At 63.8% G+C, this 12810-nt stretch carries 14 protein-coding genes; 9 read left to right on the top strand and 5 right to left on the bottom strand.

Going from position 1 to position 12810, the window contains the following annotated elements:
• Nucleotides 1–31: 31 nt before the first annotated feature.
• The gene (locus tag LB529_RS18355; RefSeq protein WP_095766910.1) at nt 32–1153 is read right to left on the bottom strand and encodes an ABC transporter substrate-binding protein; all 1122 of its coding nucleotides are present in this window, start codon (nt 1151–1153) and stop codon (nt 32–34) included.
• Between the two features lie 367 nt (nt 1154–1520).
• Nucleotides 1521–1787 (bottom strand): sel1 repeat family protein, encoded by a 267-nt coding sequence (locus tag LB529_RS18350; protein ID WP_027164869.1) that lies wholly within the window; start codon nt 1785–1787, stop codon nt 1521–1523.
• A gap of 178 nt (nt 1788–1965) precedes the next feature.
• Here LB529_RS18350 and LB529_RS18345 point away from each other — a divergent pair, with 178 nt between their 5' ends.
• From LB529_RS18345 to LB529_RS18325, 6 genes are all read left to right on the top strand, one after another.
• Entirely contained in the window at nt 1966–2154 is a 189-nt protein-coding gene (locus LB529_RS18345; protein ID WP_224637796.1) for a hypothetical protein, read from the top strand.
• Between the two features lie 69 nt (nt 2155–2223).
• Entirely contained in the window at nt 2224–2565 is a 342-nt protein-coding gene (locus tag LB529_RS18340) for a DUF2147 domain-containing protein (RefSeq protein ID WP_224529817.1), read from the top strand.
• A 291-nt stretch (nt 2566–2856) separates the two neighbouring features.
• Nucleotides 2857–2991 (top strand): hypothetical protein, encoded by a 135-nt coding sequence (locus tag LB529_RS29020; protein WP_263481629.1) that lies wholly within the window; start codon nt 2857–2859, stop codon nt 2989–2991.
• A 66-nt stretch (nt 2992–3057) separates the two neighbouring features.
• Nucleotides 3058–3252 carry a hypothetical protein gene (locus LB529_RS18335; RefSeq protein ID WP_095766908.1) on the top strand — a complete coding sequence of 65 codons (195 nt, stop codon included), beginning with the start codon at nt 3058–3060 and terminating at the stop codon, nt 3250–3252.
• Nucleotides 3253–3527: 275 nt separating this feature from the next.
• Nucleotides 3528–4988, top strand: a complete 1461-nt coding sequence (locus LB529_RS18330; protein WP_224711928.1) for an AMP nucleosidase — start codon at nt 3528–3530, stop codon at nt 4986–4988.
• Between the two features lie 127 nt (nt 4989–5115).
• Nucleotides 5116–6126: an endonuclease/exonuclease/phosphatase family protein gene (locus LB529_RS18325; protein ID WP_224711927.1), complete on the top strand. Its 1011-nt coding sequence runs from the start codon at nt 5116–5118 to the stop codon at nt 6124–6126.
• A gap of 31 nt (nt 6127–6157) precedes the next feature.
• Here the strand turns inward: LB529_RS18325 and LB529_RS18320 are convergent, their stop codons facing one another.
• A complete protein-coding gene (locus LB529_RS18320; protein ID WP_224711886.1) occupies nt 6158–6754 on the bottom strand; it encodes a DUF922 domain-containing protein in 597 nt (198 codons plus the stop codon).
• 135 nt (nt 6755–6889) lie between these two features.
• Nucleotides 6890–8569, bottom strand: coding sequence for an electron transfer flavoprotein-ubiquinone oxidoreductase (locus LB529_RS18315; RefSeq protein WP_224711885.1), 1680 nt, complete (start codon nt 8567–8569; stop codon nt 6890–6892).
• A gap of 251 nt (nt 8570–8820) precedes the next feature.
• On the opposite strand from LB529_RS18315, the gene LB529_RS18310 reads away from it, so the two are divergent.
• The 3 genes from LB529_RS18310 to LB529_RS18300 all read left to right on the top strand — a co-directional run bounded on the left by LB529_RS18310 (nt 8821) and on the right by LB529_RS18300 (nt 11604).
• The gene (locus LB529_RS18310) at nt 8821–9459 is read left to right on the top strand and encodes a hypothetical protein (protein WP_224711884.1); all 639 of its coding nucleotides are present in this window, start codon (nt 8821–8823) and stop codon (nt 9457–9459) included.
• A gap of 202 nt (nt 9460–9661) precedes the next feature.
• Nucleotides 9662–10588, top strand: a complete 927-nt coding sequence (locus LB529_RS18305) for a uracil-DNA glycosylase family protein (protein WP_224711883.1) — start codon at nt 9662–9664, stop codon at nt 10586–10588.
• A gap of 206 nt (nt 10589–10794) precedes the next feature.
• Entirely contained in the window at nt 10795–11604 is an 810-nt protein-coding gene (locus LB529_RS18300) for a helix-turn-helix domain-containing protein (RefSeq protein ID WP_224711926.1), read from the top strand.
• A 223-nt stretch (nt 11605–11827) separates the two neighbouring features.
• Here LB529_RS18300 and LB529_RS18295 read toward each other — a convergent pair whose 3' ends face one another.
• The gene (locus LB529_RS18295) at nt 11828–12775 is read right to left on the bottom strand and encodes a DMT family transporter (RefSeq protein ID WP_224711882.1); all 948 of its coding nucleotides are present in this window, start codon (nt 12773–12775) and stop codon (nt 11828–11830) included.
• Nucleotides 12776–12810: the final 35 nt, after the last annotated feature.

Genomic DNA, 12810 nt, shown 5'->3' with positions numbered 1-12810 from the left:
AGCCCGGCCATTTCCTCGATAGCAGAACCGATTACGGCTTGATCGGCGCGTATTTGCCGTCGTGCCACTGGTTGATGTCGTAGCTGGCGTTCTTCAGATCGCCCTTCTCGTCGAAGATGACGTCGCCGACCACGGTGCTGATCGGCTTGCCGTCCTTGAGCGCCTCGGCGACCTTGGCCGGATCGTCGGTGCCGGCGCGCTTGACGCCTTCGGCCACAGCCTGGATCACCGCATAGGAGAACAGCGTGAAGCCCTCGGGCGTGAAGCCGCCGGCCTTGATCTTGGCGACCGCGTCCTTCGCTTCAGGCTTGGCCTGCGGGTCCGACGGGAAGACGAACATGGTGCCTTCACCGGCCGGGCCGGCAACCTGCCAGAATTCCGGCGAAGCGATCGAGTCCGGCATGATCAGCTGGAACTTGACGTTCTGCTCGGCCGCCTGACGCAGGATCAGACCCGCCTCGGGGTGATAGCCGCCGAAATAGACGACGTCGGCCTTCAGTTCCTTCAGCTTGGTGACGAGGGCCGAATAGTCCTTCTCACCGGCATTGATGCCCTCGTAATCGACTTCCTTGAGACCGCCGGCATTCATCGTCGCCTTCACGGCGTCGGCAACGCCCTGGCCGTAGGCGCTCTTGTCGTGCAGGACGACAACGTTCTTGCCGGCGTATTTCTTGGCGATCCAGGGGCCGATGAAGGCGCCCTGCGCGTCGTCACGCGTGTAGAGGCGCATGATGGTCGGCCAGCCGGCCTTGGCGGCGGCGTCAGTCAGCACCGGGTTGGACGAGGCGGGGCTCATCATCAGCGTGCCGGCTTCGGCATAGACGGCCGAGGCCGGAATGCTGGAGCCCGAGCAGGCATGGCCGTCGACGAATTTGACGCCGTTGGCGACGATGCGGTTGGCGACCGAGACCGCCTGCTTCGGATCGCACTGGTCGTCTTCGATGTCGAGCTTGATCTGGGAGCCGTTGACGCCGCCAGCCGCATTGATCGCGTCGGCGGCGGCCTGCGCGCCCTGCTTGAACTGGTCACCGATGGTGGCGAGCTGGCCGGTCATGGGGCCGACCACCGAAATGGTGATGTCGTCGGCGAAGGCAACCGGGGCGCTCATCATCAGGCCAAAAGCGGCCGCGCTCAAAATACCCAATTTTTTCATGACTATAAGAACTCCTCCACTTGCGCGTGCCGATCCGGCCGCGCTTCTTCCACAGAGCCGGGACAATTTCACCCTTCGCCGAAACTGTCGAGAGGACAGTGAGGCCGGCTTTGGTTCATTCCGACGAGGATTTCTTGGGCCACGCGCCTGATTACCAAGCGTAATTCAAAAAGCCGCGCCGACCTTGTTTCGGTCGGTCACGGCTTTTGCAGTCGAGCTCCCCAGACGCCCCCGCGCCTGAAACTCGCTCGCTTCCCTGTTTTTTGCGTGGCTTCGGTTGTCTCAACCCGCCACGTTCTCGTTCTTCTTGACCGGCCGTCTTTTCGCGGCCTTGTCCCGATGAGCTCTGAGCGCTACGCGCTGAGGATCAGTGCATCGTCATCCATTCGCGGGCTTCGCGCAGCGCCGTGGCGATCTCGACTTTCGACATGGTGGCCGACAGTTCCGAGCGCAGCTCGGCGGCGCGGGCCGAGCCCTTGATCGCGGCGATGTTGAACCATTTGTGGGCGGCAACGACATCGGTCTCGCAATCGCGGCCCGTCGCATACATCATGCCCAGTTCGAAAAGAATGTCGGCCTGGGCAGTTGCCCCCATGGCGCCGAAGCCGTCTTCAAGCATTTCAAAGCGTGCCATTTCAATCCCCTGTCTGGCTCCCGAGAGCTGCCTCCTTTTCCCTTGGTATTCCTCGGGGCGAGCCGCTCTTTCGATGCTTTCGAGGATGACGGCTGGCCTTGAATCCGTCGTTAAATGGCTTGCTTAATTTGAGGAAAACAAAGCTAAAACAAGAGGTAAACGCGGAAAACCGTTAAGCATGGGAATCCAGCGTTTCAGCCATTTTGCGTCAAATTCGACGAAAATTGCCGGCGGCGGAATCAAGACTTCGCTAACCACGGAAACCGAAGCGTTTTTCGATCGCGTTTATTTTCAGTCGGCCGCGCGGCGAAAATCCTTGCAACCTTCCGTCGCGGCACCGCTTTCGTTTTGGCGGCGGCTGGATTAGCTTTACCTTTGCGTAAGGGGCAGGTAGGCGGACTGGAGCCCGCCGCAACCCTATAGGGAGGTGGACACGATGTTTCGAAAGCTGACTGTGGCCCTTGCGGCCACCTTGATCATGGCGGGCGCCGCATGCGCCGACCCGATCGAAGGCAACTGGAAGACGCAGGCCGGCGACACCGCGGCGATCGGCGGGAGCGGTTCTTTCTCGATCACGCTCAAGACCGGCAAATACGCCGGCAAGACGATCGGCTCGCTGAAGGCGGCCGGCGACAACAAATATGCCGGCAGCATCACCGACCCGGCAAACGACAAGACCTATTCCGGCAAGGCGACGCTCTCGGGCACCGCGCTCAAGATGAGCGGCTGCGTGCTCGGCGGCCTGATCTGCAAGAGCCAGACCTGGCACAAGCTCTGAGCGCCAAACTCCAGACCATACGAGACGGCCAAGGGCGTTTCACCGTTTTTGCGGAACGGTGAAACGCCCTATTTCTTTGTTTGACGCAATCCCAGACGGAAAACCGCTCACACTTTTCCTGGAATTGCTCTACGCGGCCCCGTTTTCTTTTGCAGCGACAGCGCTCCGCCGCGCTCTGGCACCGGCACGGTGCAAGACCCTCGTCAATCAATTTGAACCGCAGATGAATACCGGTCTCAGAACCGGTTCAGAGGCCGTCAGGCATTTTCTCCCGCATTGAAGGAGAGAGAAATGCTTGCCCGTCGCTTTACCATCGTTTGCCTGCTGATGAGCCTGTTCGGCATGCTCTTCGCCATCCTGGTGGCGGAGGCCGGTCATTCGGCCCGCCCTTGGGAACGGCCGGTGCCCGCATTGTCGGCCTCGTGAACCAAATCGAGCGCTGAAACGACAAAGCTTAAAATCGACCAAGCTGGAAACCGGGATACCACCGAAATGAACCGCATCGCCGACAATGCAACGAAGATCCTCCGGCTGCTGCCGCGGGCGATGCTTATCCTGATGCTGCTGGCAGCCCCGGTGCTGGCGGTGCCGATGATGCGGGCCGATACAAGCCATAGGATCGAGGCGCCGCCGCACAAGAACACCAGCGTAGGCTTCGTGTTGCTGATCAGCCTGCAGCGGGGGTAGGTGTGACGATATTCAGTTCAGGCCGGCCTGCGAAAAGCGGCTTCCTGCGCTTCCGGTGCTCGCGTAGCTCAAGTACGCTCCGCTCCGGTTCTCGGAATCCACTTTTCTCGACTCGGCCTGACCTGAATCGCGTCACACCTTGAATCGGAGCGATAACAAAAAATCTCCAGCTGGGTTGCGGTTCCTGTCCGCTCACCCCTCCCAACCGCTCTTCCAAATCTCTATATTGAGCCATGGAAAAGCGAATCTACCCCCAAGCCATCGACTCGGTCGTCATGCCGGAGCCCTTCGGCAAGCAGGACTTCCACGATGCCAGAAAGGCCGTCGCGGCGCTGCAGACGCTCTACGACCGCAACACCAAATTCCTGCGCGATTCTTTCTCAGCCCTTGCCGCGGGCGGAGATGAAAGCAAGCGCTACCGGGCCTTCTATCCGCAGATCGGCGTCACCACGACCTCGTTCAGCCAGGTCGACTCGCGCCAGGCCTATGGCCATATGCCGACGCCCGGCCATTTCGCCACCACGATCACGCAGCCGCAACTGTTCGAGAACTATCTCATCGAGCAGCTTCGGCTCATCATGCGCAATCACGGCGTGACGGTGACGGTCTCGGAATCGACGACACCCATCCCGCTGCATTTCGCCTTCCTGGAAGGCACCTATGTCGACGGCGCCGCCGCCGAGCGCATCAAGCGGCCGATCCGCGACCTGTTCGACGTGCCCGATCTCGACGGCACCGACGACCAGATCGCCAACGGCACCTTCGAGGTGGCGTTCGGCGAGCCGCGGCCGCTGGCGCCTTTCACCGCGCAGCGCATCGATTATTCGCTGCACCGCATGACGCACTACACGGCGACCAGTCCGCAGCACTTCCAGAACTTCGTGCTGTTCACCAATTACCAGTTCTACATCGACGAATTCGTGGCGCGCGCCCGCGAACTGATGGAGAGTGGTGGAGGCGGCTACAGTGAATTCGTCGAACCGGGCAATGTCGTGACCAAGGCGGGGGCCGGCTCGCCGAGCGAAGGAACGCCGCCTCACCGCCTGCCGCAGATGCCGGCCTACCACCTGAAGAAGCCGGGCCATGGCGGCATCAGCATGGTCAATATCGGCGTCGGCCCGTCCAACGCCAAGACCATCACCGACCACATAGCGGTGCTGAGGCCGCATGCCTGGGTGATGCTTGGCCACTGCGCCGGGCTGCGCAACACGCAGGCGTTGGGCGACTATGTGCTGGCGCATGCCTATGTGCGCGAGGACCATGTGCTCGACGACGACCTGCCGGTCTGGGTGCCGATCCCACCGCTGGCCGAAATCCAGGTGGCGCTGCAGGAGGCGGTCGCCGAAGTGACCGGCCTGTCGGGCTACGACCTCAAGCGCATCATGCGCACCGGAACCGTCGCCACCATCGACAACCGCAACTGGGAGCTGCGCGACCAGCGCGGACCGGTGCAGCGCCTGTCGCAGTCCCGGGCCATCGCGCTCGACATGGAATCGGCCACCATCGCCGCCAACGGCTTCCGCTTCCGCGTGCCTTACGGGACGCTGCTGTGCGTTTCCGACAAGCCGCTGCATGGCGAGCTGAAGCTGCCCGGCATGGCGACCGAGTTCTATAAGCGGCAGGTGGCGCAGCATCTGACCATCGGCATCAAGGCGATGGAGAAGCTGGCCGAAATGCCGATGGAGCGGCTGCATTCGCGCAAGCTCAGAAGCTTTTCCGAAACGGCATTCCAATAGCCGCACGCCTGCCAGCGACCGGCGAGGCAATCGGTCGTCTTGCTTGGGCCGCAATTTGGCCGATAACCGGTCCGAACGGAAGACTGGGGCTTCGGAGAAAATGACAACGGGCGGTGCGCGCTTGAGCATGATGGCTCAGCTGATAGTCCTGGCGATGATGGCATGCTCGGCTGCGCTCTTGGCCGGGTTCTTCGGCGCGCTGCATCCGGCCTTCGATTCCTTCTCGCATTTCCGCATGCATCTGAGCCTGCTGACGGCCTTGCTCGCGCTGGCCCTGGTGGCCGGTCCCTACCGGCTGCAGGCCGTCGCCGTGCTGGTCTTCGCCATCGCCTGCTTCGCTACGACGACGGGCGCACTGCCCAGATTGTCGGCGCAGCAGGCGGTCGCAAAGCCGGCCGACCGCATCACTTACAGCCTGTTGCAGATGAACCTGCGCTTCAACAACCCGACGCCGAAGAAGGTGCTGTCGCTGATCGGCAGGACCAACCCGGACGTCATCACGCTCGACGAAGTGTCCGGCATGTGGGCGAAGGAGCTCAGCTATATCGCCGGCGCCTACCCCTATCGTATCCTGTGCGACTACCCCAATGGCATTTTCGGCGTCGCGCTGCTCTCGCGCCGTCCCTTCGCCACCGGCACCGCGCCGCGTTGCGAGCCGCGCGGCGCGATGGCTACCGCCATGATCGATTTCGGCGGCATTCCGGTCAATGTCGCCGCGATCCATCTCAGCTGGCCGTGGCCGAAGGAGCAATCCTGGCAGATCGGCGAACTGGCGCAACCGCTGGCCGCGCTCGGCGAGACCGCCATCATGGCGGGCGACTGCAATGCCGTGCCGTGGAGCGCGGCGGTGCGGCGGGTGGCGCGAATGAGCGGCATGACGCTGATGCCGTCGGCCGGTCCGACCTGGATCCACCGGACGCTGCCCGACGTTCTGCGCCGCTATGCGGGCCTGCCGATCGACCAGGTGTTCAGCAAGGGCGGGGTGACGATCCTTTCGTCGGCCCGGCTGGAGGATACCGGCTCCGACCATCTGCCGGTGCTCGTCGAATTCACGCTGCCGACCGACAGCAACGCGCCCGAGGACGAGCACAAATCGGCGCTGGCGGCGAACGACGCGCCGGACAAGCCGCGGAGCTGACGTCCGCTCGGTCGGCGAACGGGCTGGAGTTTCAGTTCTTCCCCATCAATGCATTGACCAGTTTCTCGACATGGCCGCCGTCGCGGTGCTCGCGCGCGTCGAAGGCATTCTGCCTGGCCTCGTAGTCGGCATAGATCGTGTCGATGCGGCGTTTGGCGTCCCAGCGAAGACCGGTGCAGAACCAGTTGTCCTGCCGCTCGAGCCCGGCAAGCGCCGTCTCGGTCGCCCGCATCATCTGCTTGGCGATGCGGCCATGGGTATGTTCATGCTGGCGCACGCCGGCCATGAAGCGCTCCCAGCGCTTGCGCAGGACCGGGCCGGATGGGGACGTCCGGCGCGGAAAGGTGTAGGTCAGGTCGATCGTGCCGTCGGCCCGGCGCAGCCGGCAGATGCCGTTGTCCCGTTTCACGTCGAGGTTCCAATGCACGGTATAGCCGGTCTCGGCAATGGCGCGCGTGGCATGGCCGTGCCTCGGCCCGAGGCCGTCCATTGCCTCGATCAGTTCAGCCCCGGTCCTGCCGGCGACGTCGTAACTGCGCACATGCACGGTCAGCTTGGTGCCGGCGGAGGCAGGCGCGCAAGAAAGCATGCCGGCAGCAGCTAAAATCGCCAGGCTGATGCGCTGCATGTCCGCCTCCTACTTTGGAGGCGAAGCAGACCATAATCGGCGCCCGGCTTCAACGGTCTCTGCCGATAAGGCGCGGCTATCGGACCTTCGCCGGGCCTGTTGGAGCGGCGGTCGAGACGGCCAGGTCGGAGCGGATCACATGCCTTGGTAAACCGGGCCTTCGCCGCCTTGTGGCGGCACCCAGTTGATGTTCCGGTTCGGATCCTTGATGTCGCAGGTCTTGCAGTGCACGCAGTTCTGCGCGTTGATGACGAAGCGCACATCCTTGGCCGACGGGTCAGCTGCGGCGTTGCCGTCCTTGTCCACCCACTCATAGACGCCGGCCGGGCAATAGCGGGTCGAGGGACCGGCAAAGACATCGTGCTCGGAACGCTGCTGCAACGCCATGTCGCCGACGATCAGGTGCACCGGCTCGTTTTCCTCATGGTTGGTGTTCGACAGGAATACCGAGGACAGCCGGTCGAAGGTCAAGACGCCATCCGGCTTCGGATAGGCGATCTTCTGATGCTTCGCCGCCGGCTCGAGCGTCGCATAGTCGGCCTTGCCGTGCTTCAGCGTACCGAGGGGCGAGAAGCCGAACAGCGTGTTCAGCCACATGTCGAGACCGCCGATGCCGACGCCGACAACGGTGCCGAAGCGCGACCAGAGCGGCTTGACGTTGCGCACCTTCTTCAGGTCCTTGCCGATATCGGTGCCGCGCCAGGCTTCCTCGTAGGACGTGAGCTCGTCATTGGCGCGGCCGCTGGCAATCGCCCCGGCCACATGCTCGGCCGCCAGCATGCCGGAGAGCACCGCATTGTGCGAGCCCTTGATGCGCGGCACGTTGACGAAGCCTGCCGCGCATCCCATCAGCACGCCGCCGGGGAAGGAAAGCTTCGGTACCGACTGCCAGCCGCCCTCGGTGATGGCGCGTGCGCCGTAGCCGATGCGTTTAGCGCCCTCGAAGGTGCCGGCGATCGCCGGATGGGTCTTGAAGCGCTGGAATTCCTCGAAGGGCGACAGATAGGGGTTCTTGTAGTTCAGGTGGACGACGAAGCCGACCGCCACCTGGTTGTCCTCGAGATGATAGAGGAAGGAGCCGCCGCCGGTCTTCATGTCGAGCGGCCAGCCGAAGGAATGCTGCACGAGACCAGGCTTGTGGTTCTCGGGCTTGACCTGCCAGAGCTCCTTGAGGCCGATGCCATATTTGCCGGGCTCGCGGCCTTCGGAAAGCTTGTATTTGGCGATGAGCTGCTTGGCCAAAGATCCCCGCGCGCCTTCGCCGATCAGCACATATTTGCCCATCAGCGCCATGCCGGGCGCGTAGGCCGGGCCATGCGTGCCGTCCTTCTCGACGCCCATGTCGCCGGTGATGACGCCGGTGACGGCGCCGGCCTCGTTGTAGACGAGGCTTGCCGCGGCAAAACCCGGATAGATCTCGACGCCCAGCGCCTCGGCCTTGGTCGCGAGCCAACGGCAGACATTGCCCAGCGAGACGATGTAATTGCCGTGGTTGTTCATCAGCGGCGGCATCAGGAAGTTCGGCAGGCGGAAGGAACCGGCGGGCCCGAGCACCAGGAAATGGTCGTCCGTCACCGGTGTCTTGAACGGATGGCCCTCCTCTTCGCGCCAGCCGGGCAGCAGCCGGTCGATGCCGATCGGGTCGACGACGGCGCCGGAGAGGATATGGGCGCCAACCTCACCGCCCTTCTCCAGGACGACGACGGAAAGGTCCGGGTTGAGCTGCTTCAGACGGATCGCGGCGGCAAGGCCGGCGGGACCAGCGCCGACGATCACCACGTCGAATTCCATGCTCTCGCGTTCGATTTCGCTCATCGGCCCCTCACTGGCTCGCCATGTTCTCGCATTGTGCTGGCTCATGCGCTGCATAGCGCATCAATTCGCGACGCGAAACCGGCGCTGACGTGACAATGCCGATTTCGACAAAAAGTCGCGGTTTTCCCTACGAAACGGTCGCCGCGCAGGCCATGGCCAAGCATAGGCCAGCGCCACTTGGTTGACAGGCCAGGCGGCGACGGCATGTTTTTAATTGTTCGACGGCTTGGTTATCGGCGATACTTCGCGTCATGCGCAGTCCAGAGCCAGCCGGCTTTTCATCGAAGCGCTTACTCTTCACGCCAGGCATGGCCTGGCGCGCGGTTCTTCCGCTCCTCTTTTTGACCCTTCCGGCGGAAGCCGATCCGGTGAAGGTCTGGGCGACCGGCGCCTATTCCTTCTCCGACGAGCTGGGTGGCTTCCGCATCACGGGGGCGTCTGGCGTCGGCACCAAGGAAGACCCGCTGGTCATCAGGGAGGAATTGAACACGGCGACGCCGGTAACGCTGACGATCCGTGCGACCAAGCCGATCGAGCCCTTCGGCAAGGCCGGCCAGGTCGCCAACGGCGTGATGTATATGCGCATCGACGTGCTCAACAACAGCGCGCTGCCCTGGGTGGAATTCCAGTTCGAGCTGCAGGAAATCCTCGACCAGCCGAGCGTGTTCGGCGACGGCCTGTCCTTCGACCAGCGCAACAAGACGCCCGACAACATCTGGTCGAGCAATTTCGCCGATTTCGACCGCCGGTTCGAACCCTATGACCGGCTGCTGTTCCGCAACGGCAAGATCGACCCGCTGAAGACGGCGACCTTCGATTTCCTGGTCACCGATTATACGCCGCGCTGGACGTTTTACATCGTGCAGGATCCCCGCATACCCACTGGGTGAAAGCATATCGATATTCAGGTGATGCCGGCCTGCAAATGGCGGTTTCCTGCGCTTCCGGTGCTCACGTACGAAAAGTACGCTCCGCTCCGGTTCTCGGAAACCACCATTTTCGACTCGGCTTGACCTGAATCTCGACATGCTCCAATACAGGCGAACGTGGCTTAACCTTGCAAATCGGCGCCGCGCGGACAATGGTGGCACCATGACTGCCGCCTCCCCCAGCACACCTGCCGAGATCGCCGAACTGCTCGCCTTCTATGCCAGCGCCGGCGTCGACGACGCGCTTGAAGACGCGCCGGTCAACCGGTTTGCCGAAGCGGCGGCGAAGTCGGCCGAACGCAGGCCTGCCGAGCGGACGCCAGCCGCGCCGCCTCGCGACGCAAGACCCGAGAGCCGCCCGGCATCCGGGCAGGTCCCGGAGCGGCCCCAGGCGCCCGTGCCGGCAACGCCATCATCCGGCCTCGACGCGCGCAACATTCCGGACGCTCCGGCGCGCGTGCCGGCTGCCACCGTCCCCGACGAGGCGCAGGCGCTGCTTGCCCGGCAACTGGCCGCAAGCGCCTCGACGCTCGAGGAACTGCGCCAGCACATGGCTGCCTTCGACGGCTGCAATCTCAAATTCACGGCCAAGAACCTGGTCTTCGCCGACGGCAATCCGAACGCCGACCTGATGCTGGTCGGCGAAGCGCCGGGCAGAGACGAGGATCTTGAAGGCCTGCCCTTTGTCGGCCGCTCCGGCCGGCTGCTCGACCGCATGCTGGCCGCGATCGGCCTCGACCGCGGTTCGGCCTATATCGCCAACGTCATTCCGTGGCGGCCGCCGGGCAACCGTACGCCGACGCCGCACGAGACCGAAATCTGCCGGCCCTTCATCGAAAGGCAGATCGAATTGGTCAATCCCAAGGTGCTGATCAATCTCGGCGGTCCGTCGGCCAAGACGCTGCTCAACACGACCGAGGGCATCCTGCGCCTGCGCGGCAACTGGCGGGTGCACACGACCGCTTCCGGGGTTGCCATCCCGGCGATGCCGACGCTGCACCCGGCTTATCTGCTCAGGACGCCGGCGCACAAGAAGCTGGCGTGGCGGGATTTTCTCGAGGTCAAGGCGAAGTTGAAGGGGTTGGCGTGAGCACTTTTTCCTTCTCCCCTGTGGGAGAAGGTGCCCGAAGGGCGGATGAGGGGTGCTCCAGGGAATGCCAGCGTCTCAGTCCGCTGGAACACCCCTCATCCGTCTCGGCGCTGCGCGCCGATCCACCTTCTCCCACAAGGGGAGAAGGCGGAGCTATGACCTCAAAGGTAATTGAACTGCGTCCCTCGCCGCCCTACTCCTCTCCCATGACCACATCCGAACCTTCCGCCGGCAGCCTGATCCGCGAATGGCGCACGCGGCGGCGCATGAGCCAGCTCGACCTCGCCATGGAGGCCGATATCTCGCAGCGGCATCTCTCCTTCGTCGAAAGCGGCCGGGCCCAGCCGTCGCGCGACATGGTTCTGCATTTGGCCGAGCAGCTGTCGATTCCACTGCGCCAACGCAATCAACTGTTGCTTGCCGCCGGCTTCGCGCCGAGCTTCAGCGAAAAGCCGCTGACCGATGCGACGCTGGCGCCGGCGCTTGCCGCCGTCGAGACGGTCCTCAAAGGCCACGAGCCCTTTCCGGCACTGGCGGTGGACCGGCACTGGAACCTCGTTTCCGCCAATGGCGCGATTGCCCCGTTCCTTGCCGATATTTCCGAGCCGTCCCTGCTCACGCCGCCGGTCAACGTGCTGAGGCTCAGCCTGCACCCGGACGGCGTGGCACCGCGCATCGTCAATCTGGCGGAGTGGCGCGCGCATCTTCTGGAGCGGCTCAAGCACCAGAACGACGCCACCGGCGACCCAGTGCTGATTGAGCTGGAGCGAGAGTTGCGCGCCTATCCGTCGGGCCTGAGGAGCAGCCGGCCCGCACCGGTCGAGCCGAGTGGCATCGTCCATCCGCTACGGCTCGCGCATGGCGATCAGGTGCTGTCCTTCATCAGCACGATCACCGTCTTCGGCACGCCGCTCGACGTCACGCTGTCGGAGCTGGCGATCGAATCCTTCTTCCCTGCGGATGAGCAGACCCGGGCGGTGCTGGTGCGGCTGGCGAAGGAGCGGAGCTCTCAATAGCTCAAAATTAAAAAGGCCGAGGGACAGCACCCCCCTCTGTCCTGCCGGACATCTCCCCCGCAAGGGGGGAGATTGGCAGCTCCCGCGCCTCGCCCACCCCGCACCGGTGGGTGGGTTCGCGAAAACAGCCGCGACAGCATCTCCCCCCTTGCGGGGGAGATGGCCGGCAGGCCAGAGGGGGGTGTGAAGGAACTCGGCCTTTGAAGCTACTCTTTGAAACAGTTCACCCCTGCGGCGGCGTGACCGTCCTGGTGCGCGTGCGCTCCAGGCCGAGCTGCCGCTCGCGCCATATGATGAAGATGCCGGCGGCGACCACGATCACGCCGCCGATTAGCGTGTTGAGCGAGGTGACGTCGCCGAAGACGAAATAGCCGACGACGACGCCGAGGATCATCGAGGTATATTCGAACGGCGCCACAACCGAGGCTTCGGCGTGGCGGTAGGCCGCCGTCATCAGGATCTGGCCGAGCCCGCCGCAGAAGCCCGCGACGACGAGCAGCGCAGCCTGCATCGGCGTCAACGGCTGCCAGCCGAAGGGCAGCGTGAGGAGCGACAACACCGAAGCCGTCGAGGAGAACCACAGCACGATCGTCGCCGTCTTCTCCGTCTGCACGAGATTGCGCACCAGAAGCATGGCGACCGCCGAAATGGCGGCGGCGATCAGCGCGGCCATGACGCCCAGCAGCTCCTGGTCGTCGAGGCCTTCACCGGAATTGAGCAGCGTCAGCTCGGGCCAGGAGATGATCAGCACGCCGGCAAGACCGACCGCAACCGCGCTCCAGCGGTAGACGCGGATCGTCTCGCCCAGGAAGACAGAGGAGAACACCACGACCAGCAGCGGCTGGGCGTAGTTTAGCGTGATGGCCTCCGGCAGCGGCAGCCTGGTCAGCGCGAAGAAACCGAGCCCCATGGCGCCGACGCCGACGATGCCACGCGCGACATGGTTGAACGGCCGCCTGGTCGTGAACGCGGTGGCGAGCTCACCCTTGAAGGCCAGGAAAGCGACGATCGGGAAGATGGCGAAGAAGGAGCGGAAGAAGACGATCTGCCCGGCGGGCACGTCGCCGGCCGCCTTGATGCAGGTCTGCATGCCAACGAAGACCGTCACCGAGACGATCTTCAGCGTGATGCCGCGCAGCGTGTTGTGGCCGACGGCATGATCGACGGTCATCTTGCCTCATAAGGATGGTCGGGAAACGAAGCCGC

This window comes from Mesorhizobium sp. CA5 (assembly GCF_020165105.1).
Classification (GTDB): Bacteria; Pseudomonadota; Alphaproteobacteria; order Rhizobiales; family Rhizobiaceae; genus Mesorhizobium.
This window is presented reverse-complemented; position numbering and strand designations above follow the sequence as displayed.

Excerpts from the sequence above, each read along its gene's own strand:
- LB529_RS18310 (WP_224711884.1), top strand. The coding sequence starts at position 8,821 with ATGCGCAGTCCAGAGCCAGCCGGCTTTTCATCGAAGCGCTTACTCTTC.
- LB529_RS18305 (WP_224711883.1), top strand. The coding sequence starts at position 9,662 with ATGACTGCCGCCTCCCCCAGCACACCTGCCGAGATCGCCGAACTGCTC.
- LB529_RS18330 (WP_224711928.1), top strand. The coding sequence starts at position 3,528 with ATGCCGGAGCCCTTCGGCAAGCAGGACTTCCACGATGCCAGAAAGGCC.
- LB529_RS18345 (WP_224637796.1), top strand. The coding sequence starts at position 1,966 with ATGGGAATCCAGCGTTTCAGCCATTTTGCGTCAAATTCGACGAAAATT.
- LB529_RS18335 (WP_095766908.1), top strand. The coding sequence starts at position 3,058 with ATGAACCGCATCGCCGACAATGCAACGAAGATCCTCCGGCTGCTGCCG.
- LB529_RS18320 (WP_224711886.1), bottom strand. The coding sequence starts at position 6,754 with ATGCAGCGCATCAGCCTGGCGATTTTAGCTGCTGCCGGCATGCTTTCT.
- LB529_RS18350 (WP_027164869.1), bottom strand. The coding sequence starts at position 1,787 with ATGGCACGCTTTGAAATGCTTGAAGACGGCTTCGGCGCCATGGGGGCA.
- LB529_RS18300 (WP_224711926.1), top strand. The coding sequence starts at position 10,795 with ATGACCACATCCGAACCTTCCGCCGGCAGCCTGATCCGCGAATGGCGC.
- LB529_RS18355 (WP_095766910.1), bottom strand. The coding sequence starts at position 1,153 with ATGAAAAAATTGGGTATTTTGAGCGCGGCCGCTTTTGGCCTGATGATG.
- LB529_RS29020 (WP_263481629.1), top strand. The coding sequence starts at position 2,857 with ATGCTTGCCCGTCGCTTTACCATCGTTTGCCTGCTGATGAGCCTGTTC.
- LB529_RS18340 (WP_224529817.1), top strand. The coding sequence starts at position 2,224 with ATGTTTCGAAAGCTGACTGTGGCCCTTGCGGCCACCTTGATCATGGCG.
- LB529_RS18315 (WP_224711885.1), bottom strand. The coding sequence starts at position 8,569 with ATGAGCGAAATCGAACGCGAGAGCATGGAATTCGACGTGGTGATCGTC.
- LB529_RS18325 (WP_224711927.1), top strand. The coding sequence starts at position 5,116 with ATGATGGCTCAGCTGATAGTCCTGGCGATGATGGCATGCTCGGCTGCG.
- LB529_RS18295 (WP_224711882.1), bottom strand. The coding sequence starts at position 12,775 with ATGACCGTCGATCATGCCGTCGGCCACAACACGCTGCGCGGCATCACG.